This window comes from Pseudomonas aegrilactucae, from assembly GCF_019168305.1.
GTDB lineage: Bacteria > Pseudomonadota > Gammaproteobacteria > Pseudomonadales > Pseudomonadaceae > Aquipseudomonas > Aquipseudomonas aegrilactucae.
Genome location: NZ_JAHTBI010000153.1, coordinates 1 through 2,012 on the forward strand (window position 1 = coordinate 1; position 2,012 = coordinate 2,012).

At 54.8% G+C, this 2,012-nt stretch carries 1 protein-coding gene and 1 pseudogene; both read left to right on the forward strand.

Annotation, left to right across the window (positions count from 1 at the left end):
* Nucleotides 1-70: 70 nt before the first annotated feature.
* Nucleotides 71-526, forward strand: a pseudogene (trbJ, locus tag KUO17_RS26095) (P-type conjugative transfer protein TrbJ); the annotation flags it as partial.
* Between the two features lie 190 nt (nucleotides 527-716).
* On the forward strand, nucleotides 717-2,012 hold a 1,296-nt coding region (trbL, locus tag KUO17_RS26100; protein ID WP_217978434.1), incomplete at its 3' end, for a P-type conjugative transfer protein TrbL.

Genomic DNA, 2,012 nt, shown 5'->3' on the forward strand with positions numbered 1-2,012 from the left:
TTGCGCAAGATCCAGAGGGCCCGAGAGGCTATGGCACGCGAGAACAAAAGAGAACGTTTTTATCTGAGACAGGACACTAGGCCGCCAGATCCAGAATATGGACTCGCAGTTCAACACCGCTTTTCCTGGCTTTCAGTCCTACCTAAATCAAGCTGCAAACTCGGCGGAAGTACCAGCGCGTGAGCGCTATCAGAAGTGGTCAGAGCAAAACCGCGACAGCGCAAAAGCGGCCCTTGAAGCTGCCAATCTCAATACCAGCACCTTCGAGTCTGAGGATACCCAGCTCGATCACATGGTGGCTCGCTCACAGTCGGCCGTGGGCCGGATGCAAGCCATTCAGGCAGGCAACGAGATAGCCTCTCAGAACGTGCAGCAGTTGCAAAAACTGCGCGATCTACTGGCTACGCAAATAAACATGCAAGGTAACTATATGGCTCAGCAGGGCGACCGAAAGGCTGCTAGCGAAGCCGCCGAGCAACAGTTCGAGGCCCGTAGAAACAACTGGGGGCCCTCCGAGGATTTCTAACTATGTTCATATCTAAAAATCTGATCGCTGGGTTATGCATCGTCTCTGCTCTTAGTGGTGCTGTTCTGTCCGGATTCATTGTTTCTATCCGCACCGATTGCGTGGCTACTGAGCGTTCGATGCAATCAGACACGGATAAAAAATTTGAAGCCCGGAAAAACAACTGGGGCCCGTCTGAGGATTTCTAACTATGCAACGCTCAACATTTCTAGCACTTGTCAGTGCAACACTCTTGCTTTCGGCCGGTAGCGTGATGGCAGCAGGAGATGTAACTCAAAGCAATGAAATGAACGGGCTTTTGCGGATGCTTTATCAAGCCGCAAGTGAATGGTCACCACGGCTACAAGGGTATGCACTCAAATTGCTGGCGTCTCTCGCTCTCATCCAATTGGTTTGGACGTTCATGCCTTTAGTGATGAAACAAGCTGACCTAGGCGAAGTTGTCGGAGAGCTGATCCGCTTCTTCATGGTCATTGGCTTTTTCTACGCAGTCATTGAGCATTCCGTTCCATGGGCGACAGCCGTAGTGGACAGCTTCCGAGAAGCAGCGGGCACGGCTAGCGGTCTGGGCCGTGCGCTTCAGCCGGGTGATATGTTCGCGGTGGCTGTCAACTTCTCACGCACCATCGTGGAGGGAATATCACTTTTCTCTCCGGGTAAAGCAGTCCTTATCGCGCTTGTTGGTTGCTTGGTTTTACTGTGCTTCGCATTTATTGCGGCATTCATGTTTGTGACGCTTGTAGAGTCGTACGTCATCATCAATGCCTCCGTGCTTTTCTTCGGTTTCGGTGGTTCGCAATGGACACGCGATTTTGCAATTGCACCACTCCGCTTCGTTGTTGCCGTAGGTGCCAAGCTGTTCGTCTTAACATTGATCGTAGGAATTATTGTCACATCGGCGAAGTCCTGGTTAGCGGCTTATACCAATGACGAAGCATCTCTGATGACATTGGCAGGTTTGGCTCTGGTATGCGCCTATCTGACCAAGACTATTCCCGAACTGATTGGCGGGATGATAAGCGGCACATCTATGGGCGGCGGTTCGGCCCTCGGCGGAATGGCTGCGGCCGGTGCGGCCGGTGCTGCTGCCGCAGTCGCCACCATCGCCACGGCCGGTGCCGCTGCGCCCGCCGCCGCTGGTGTGCTTGGCGCTGCCGGTGGTGGTACAAGTGCCGCAGGGGCGGCTGGTAGCGGAGGATTGGCTGGCTCTATTAACTCCAGCTTTGCCGGTGCGGCAAACTCCGGCATCGGTGCAGCGGCTTCAATGGGCAACGCCGCGTCCTCTGGAGTGGGTGCCAGCACTGGTGGCGGCGCGGCCCTCAAGGGCTCTACATCAGCGGGATCGAGCGTAGGGGGCAGTACGGCTAATGCGAGGCCTAGTCCTGCCCAGCAATCTAACAGCGGCGTACAGCAGGCCGCCAAGCAGGCTGGAAAACCAATGCAAGACAACGACAACAAAGACAAACAGCAAGAGACCGGCGTTTTT